Source organism: Brevibacterium sp. (assembly GCF_052105255.1).
Taxonomy (GTDB): Bacteria; Actinomycetota; Actinomycetes; order Actinomycetales; family Brevibacteriaceae; genus Brevibacterium; species Brevibacterium linens_B.
The window spans coordinates 54579-60852 of sequence record NZ_JBQDYQ010000015.1 but is presented as its reverse complement, the minus strand read 5'-3'; the positions used below and the strand labels follow the sequence as shown (position 1 = coordinate 60852).

Sequence of the window (6274 nt, the reverse complement as noted above, 5' to 3'; positions counted from 1 at the left end):
CGACGCCACCAAAGCCAGAGCCGCGAAGTCGTCCTCGCAGGCGGCGAAGCTCTTGCGTTCGAATCCGGCCGCGGCGCACGCATGGTCGACGACCTTGCTCGAGGGCCCGGCCCACATGTCGTAGTCGACCCAGTGCTCGTCCTCGAGATCGATGAACGGCACGGACCGGCGACCTGCGAACCGGTGCCCCTCGGGAACCACGACCCGATAGTCATCATCGAAGAGTGGAATGCGTGTCATCTCCGGCAGGTGGATCTCCCCATCCTGAGGGACCTCGGCGCGGATTTCGATGAGGCAGTGCCCGCGCCGGTTCTTCGCCGGCTCGTTGAGCTGGATATCGAATCGCAGGTTCGGATGATCCTGGGCCACGGTATCGATGATGCCCGGCACCAGACGCGCGTTGAACGAGGTGAACGCCGCGATTCGCAGCCGGGGCCTGCTGACATTGCGGAAGCCCTCGACCAGGTCGTCGAGGCGACCCACCGCTGTGAAGACCTCCGCGGAGTCATCGGCCAGACGCCGCCCGAGCTCTGTGATCTCGATGCCGCGACCCGACCGCCGGTAGAGCGGTGCCCCGACTGCCTTCTGCAGGGTGGTGATGTGCTGGCTGACGGTCGCCGGGGTGTAGTTGAGGTTCTTCGCCGCGGCGACCACGGAGCCGGTGGCCGCGACGGCCCGCCAGACCCGCAGACGATTGAGATCCCACATGCCCTCAAGAGTAGTCGCCGACCACCCGGAATATCATTAGGCACTACCTGATGATCGTTCATGATCAATTGCTTTTCCCGATTGATCGATTCCGGCAGAATAGTGCTCGGCTCCGCCGACTTCGGAGACCACCCTGATGCTTCATCCCCGCCGACCGTCCTCACCCCCGAAGGAGTGCCGTGACCGGACCCGAGATCCTCACCATCACCGGAGCTGCGGCCGCGCTTGCCGTCACGCCCGGCCCCGAGACGATTCTGACGATCCGCCTGTCCTCACTGCGCCGCAAGGCCGGGCTCGTCTATGCGCTCGGCACGGCCACCGGGACCGTGATCTGGATGATCCTCGCGCTCACCGGCGTCTCCACACTGCTGACCGTCTACCCGGCTGCCGTGCAGGTGCTCAAGATCGGCGGCGGCCTCTATCTGTGCCTCCTCGGCGTCCTCGCCGGTCGGCAGGCGCTTCGCCTGCGCCGGGAGCTGAAGGCCGCCGAGGCGACCGACCGCCCCACCGCGAACGCCATCCCCACCCCATCGACCGCCCCCGATTCCCCCGAGGGCCCCGTCACGGAGTTCGCCCAGGTCATGGAGACGACCGCATGGGGCCACCTGCGCTCGCTCGTGTCCTATCGCCGCGGCATCATCTCCTCGCTGTCCAACCCGAAGGTCGGCCTGTTCTTCCTCGCGATCCTGCCGACCCTCGTGCCCGCATCCCCGACCGGCATCGACTACACCGTGCTCGTCGCACTGATCCTCGGCGTGCTCCTGTCCTATCAGCTCGTCCTCGCATGCCTGGCCAGCCTCGCAGCGTCGGCGATGGCCCACCGCAGCGCTGATTTCTTCATCGAGGCCGCCTCCACGCTCATCCTGCTCATCATCGGCATCGCAGTCATCGCGATCCCCATCTGAGCCGCTCCGAACAACGAAAGGCCGGATGCCGAGGCTGATCGTCGACCGGTGCGTTCAGAGGCGTACCTGCGTGATCAGAATTCCAGCGGCAGATTGTCGATGAGATGAGTCCCACCGACCGTCGCGGAGACGAGCAGCAGAGCCGGTCCCGTGAAGTCCGGTGGGCACGGCCGAAGGGTCGCGGCCTCGACGAGGCTGCAGTAGACGATCTCGAGATCCCCACGTTCAGCGGCCGGCTCCAACTCGGCGAGCGCGGCCGCCTCGACGGCAGCGGGCAAGCCCGCAGAAACATCACTGGTGCCGGCCCCAGAGTCAGAACTACCACCGATGCCGGACTCCGCCGTCCCACGGCCTCGCTCGGCCACCTCGGAGGCGGCGGTGAGAGCCCGCGGAATCGCCAGGGCACGGGCACGGTCGTCCGGCGCCAGGTAGGAGTTGCGGCTCGACATGGCCAGACCGTCGGCGTCCCGGACGACGGGCAGGCCGATGAGTTCGATATCGAAGTTGAGGTCGGCGATCATGCGTTTGACCAGGACGAACTGCTGGATGTCCTTGAGCCCGAAGACCGTGACGTCGGGGGCGATGAGGGTGAAGAGCTTCGCCACGACGGTGAGTACGCCGTCGAAGTGCCCGGGCCTGGCCGCGCCTTCGAACACCGCCCCCATGCGCCCGGCGACGACCCGCACCTCGGGTGCGGACGGGTACATCTCCGCGAGCGCCGGAGCGAAGACGAAGTCGACTCCGGCCTCCTCGCACTTCTTCAGGTCCTCTTCGATCGGCCGCGGGTACTGGACGAAGTCCTCGTCGGCGCCGAACTGGAGCGGATTGACGAAGATCGAGGCCACGACGAGATCCGATTCGGTGCGGGCACGAGTCATGAGCGCCTGATGACCGGAGTGCAGGGCACCCATCGTGGGGACGAGTCCGAGGCGTCCGGACTGTTCGGCCCGCCACCGACGCAGCGCCTGAATGCCGCCGACCTTCATCAGTCGAAGCTCCTCTCGGGCTCGGGGAAGACCCCGGACTTCACTTCGTCGACATAGGTGCCGACCGCCTCGGTGAGCACGGAATGCAGGTCGGCGTAGCGCTTGACGAAGCGCGGGGCCGTCCCCGTGCGCAGGCCCGCCATGTCCTGCCATACGAGGACCTGGGCGTCGCAGTCCGCACCGGCGCCGATCCCGACGGTGGGGATCGTCAGTTCGGATGTGACCTGGCCGGCCAGCCCGGAGGGCACCATCTCCATGACCACGGAGAAGGCTCCGGCTTCGGCCACGGCGCGGGCATCTTCGAGCAGCGCGCCGCCTGCGTCGCCGCGGCCCTGGACCTTGTAGCCGCCGAGGTTGTGCTCGGCCTGCGGGGTGAAGCCGATGTGCGCCATGACCGGGATCCCCGCCGTCGTGATCGCCTTGATTCGGGAGGCCATCCGCGCCCCGCCTTCGAGTTTGACCGCGTGGACTCCGGCTTCCTTCATGAAGCGCACGGCCGTGGCGACGGCCTGTTCATCGGAGATCTCGTAGCTGCCGAAGGGCAGGTCGGCGACGATGAGTGCCCGACTCGTCGCCGAGGCGACGGCCCGGGCAAGCGGGATGAGTTCGTCGACCGTGACCGGCAGGGTCGTCGCATGGCCGTAGACATTGTTCGCCGCCGAATCGCCGATGAGCAGGGCCTCGACACCGGCCTGCTCGAACAGGGCCGCCGTGTACTGGTCGTAGCTGGTCAGCATCGCCCAGCGGCGGCCTTCGGCCTTGGCCTTGATGAGGTCGAGGGTCCGAATTCGCCGAGGCGGCACCGCCGGTGCGGACACCGGACCGCCGTACGGGGCCGGCTGCTCCGCCGAGGCGGCCCCCGCCGGGGCACTGCCGCCGGCGGTCCCGCCGCCGGCTGTCACGTTGCCGGCAATCCCGTTGCCGGAAGGCGCACTGCCGGCCCGGTCGGTGTCGGGCGTGGAGGTGAACTGGTTCGAATGTGCCGCTTCGGGCATGGGAATCCTTCGGATATGCGATGTCGTCGGCGCGGGCGGGGCGAGGCCGACGCTTCGGTCAGAAGCCTCGGTGACTCTCACGGGGGCGCCCACCGCAGTGCGCATCGACTCGGATTGCGAGCCAGACCACAGCCTATTGCATCCCGGGGCACAGAGCCATCGACTTCCGAACCGCAGAGCCATCGACTTCCGAGTTGTACATTGCCCGCCCTCAGGATTAAGCTCAAATCTGCGCAAAGAACTAAACGCACAAGTGCGCAAAACAATTCGGGCGGTTTCGCCTCGTGCGAGTCACGGGTTCCGCCCACCGAGCGAAGGACGATGATGACCACGACAGCTTCGATCGAACTCACCCTCAAGGACATCTCTGCCTCGGGCGCGAACGACGATATGTGCTCGACGGAGCTGCTCGATGCGCCGTGGGACGTCGACGAACGCCCCGGTTACGGTCCCGGTTCCTCGATGGCCGACCCGATCCCGGTCGCCGCTCCACGTCAGGGCGACATTCCCGACGAATACAAGCAGGCATCGCAGGAGGAGCTCGACGCCCGCATCCGCGCCGCCAAGGCCACCCTCGGCGATCGCGTCGTCATGCTCGGCCACCACTACCAAAGGGTCGAGGTCGTCGAACACGCCGACTACATCGGCGACTCATTCATGCTCGCCCAGGCCGCCCAGAATCATCCGGAGGCCGAGGCCATCGTCTTCTGCGGCGTCCACTTCATGGCCGAAACCGCCGACCTGCTGTCGAAACCGGAGCAGACGGTCATCCTGCCCAACCTCGCCGCCGGTTGCTCGATGGCCGATATGGCAAGCATCGATCAGGTCGAGGACTGCTGGGAGCAGCTGACCGAACTCTTCGGCACCGAACCCGATGCCGACGGTCGCGTCCCGGTCATCCCCGTCACTTACATGAATTCCTCGGCCGCGATCAAGGGATTCTGCGGCCGCAACGGCGGCATCGTGTGCACCTCCTCGAATGCCGAAGTGGTCCTGGAATGGGCCTTCGAACGCGGGCAGCGTGTCCTGTTCTTCCCCGATCAGCACCTCGGCCGCAACACCGCTGTGAACATGGGCATCGGGCTCGATGAGATGCCGCTGTGGAACCCGGCCCGGCCGCTGGGCAACAACGACGAACAGACCCTGAGTGAGGCCCGGGTCATCCTGTGGCAGGGCTTCTGCTCCGTGCACAAACGCTTCACTCCCGCGCAGATCGACAAGGCCCGCGCTGAGCACCCGGACGTGCGCGTCATCGTCCACCCCGAATGCCCGCGTGAGACCGTCGAGGCCGCCGATGAGGCCGGATCGACCGCATACATCACGAAGGCCATCGCCGAGGCGACCGAACCGGCGACATTCGCCATCGGAACAGAGATCAACCTCGTCCAGCGGCTGGCCGCCGAACACCCTCAGCATGAGATCTTCTGCCTCGACCCCGTCATCTGCCCGTGCTCGACGATGTACCGCATCCACCCCGGCTACATCGCCTGGGTCCTCGAATCCCTCATCGACGGTCAGGTCCTCAACCAGATCTCCGTCGACGCCGAGGTGGCCGATCCCGCCCGCGTATCCCTGGAGCGGATGCTCGCCGCGAAGCCGCGGATCTGATGAGCCGCGTCATCGTCGCGGGTTCCGGAATCGCCGGGCTGACCGCGGCACTGCGCCTGTCCGGCCGCCACACGGTCACGCTCGTGACGAAAGATCGCCTCGGCGCGTCGAACACCGAGTGGGCGCAGGGCGGCATCGCCGGTGTCATCGGCCCCGATGACACGGTCGATTCCCATATCGCCGATACGCTCACGGCCGGTGCCGGACACTGTGACCCGGAAGCCGTGCGCTGCCTGTGCGAAGCCGGTGGGGACGCGATCGTCTCCCTCTCCGAGGCGGGGGTGGACTTCGACACCGACCCGACCGGCGCCTGGGCGAGGGGAATGGAGGGGGCGCATTCATACCCGCGCATCTTCCATTCCGGAGGCGATGCGACCGGACAGGCGATCAGCACCGCACTGGCGCAGAAGCTGCGCACCGAGGTCGCCGCAGGACGAGTCACCCTGCTCGAGGACACGATGCTCGTCGACATCCTCACCAGCGACGACAATCGCTGGCCGGCTCGAGCCACCGAACTCGCCACAGCCACTGGGATCACCGTGCTCCGCGATGGCCGCGTCGCGACTCTGGCCGCCGATGCGATCGTGCTGGCCACCGGCGGTGCCGGGCAGCTCTTCGCACACACGACGAACCCGGCTGCTGCCACCGGAGACGGTTTGGCCGCTGCCATTCGTGCCGGTGCTAAGGTCGCCGATCTCGAGTTCTTCCAGTTCCATCCCACTGCCCTTCCCGGACCCGGTTTCCTCATCTCCGAGGCCGTCCGCGGTGCCGGCGCTCTCCTCCTCGACGAGCAGAGCCACCGGTTCATGGCTGACATCGATGATCGTGCCGAGCTCGCCTCCCGTGATGTCGTCGCTCTCGCCCTGCACCGTCGCCAGGCGGCTCAGGACGGGCGTCCGTGCTTCCTCGATGCGCGGGCCATCCCGAACGTGCAGGCGAAGTTCCCGAGCATCACCGTCGGTCTCGCCGCTCATGGACTCGATCTGTCCCGGGACCTCATCCCCGTCACTCCCGCCGCCCACTACTTCATGGGCGGGGTGGCCACGGATCGCGACGGTCGCACGAGCATCGA

6 protein-coding genes are annotated in these 6274 nt (G+C 67.1%); 3 read left to right on the top strand and 3 right to left on the bottom strand.

Annotation, left to right across the window (positions count from 1 at the left end):
- A partial coding sequence (locus tag ACTIIH_RS06600; RefSeq protein WP_441451191.1) for a LysR family transcriptional regulator occupies positions 1-708 on the bottom strand: 708 nt, incomplete at its 3' end.
- 179 nt (positions 709-887) lie between these two features.
- Here ACTIIH_RS06600 and ACTIIH_RS06595 point away from each other — a divergent pair.
- Positions 888-1613 (top strand): LysE family translocator, encoded by a 726-nt coding sequence (locus tag ACTIIH_RS06595; RefSeq protein WP_441451190.1) that lies wholly within the window; start codon positions 888-890, stop codon positions 1611-1613.
- A 74-nt stretch (positions 1614-1687) separates the two neighbouring features.
- Here the strand turns inward: ACTIIH_RS06595 and panC are convergent, their stop codons facing one another.
- Both panC and panB read right to left on the bottom strand, forming a co-directional pair.
- Positions 1688-2599 carry a pantoate--beta-alanine ligase gene (panC, locus tag ACTIIH_RS06590; protein ID WP_441451189.1) on the bottom strand — a complete coding sequence of 304 codons (912 nt, stop codon included), beginning with the start codon at positions 2597-2599 and terminating at the stop codon, positions 1688-1690.
- The gene (gene panB / locus ACTIIH_RS06585; RefSeq protein ID WP_441451188.1) at positions 2599-3594 is read right to left on the bottom strand and encodes a 3-methyl-2-oxobutanoate hydroxymethyltransferase; all 996 of its coding nucleotides are present in this window, start codon (positions 3592-3594) and stop codon (positions 2599-2601) included. Before panB ends, panC begins: the two co-directional genes overlap by 1 nt.
- Before the next feature lie 324 nt (positions 3595-3918).
- Here panB and nadA point away from each other — a divergent pair, with 324 nt between their 5' ends.
- Positions 3919-5202, top strand: coding sequence for a quinolinate synthase NadA (gene nadA, locus ACTIIH_RS06580; RefSeq protein ID WP_441451187.1), 1284 nt, complete (start codon positions 3919-3921; stop codon positions 5200-5202).
- A partial coding sequence (locus ACTIIH_RS06575) for an L-aspartate oxidase (RefSeq protein WP_441451186.1) occupies positions 5202-6274 on the top strand: 1073 nt, incomplete at its 3' end. The genes nadA and ACTIIH_RS06575, both read left to right, overlap by 1 nt.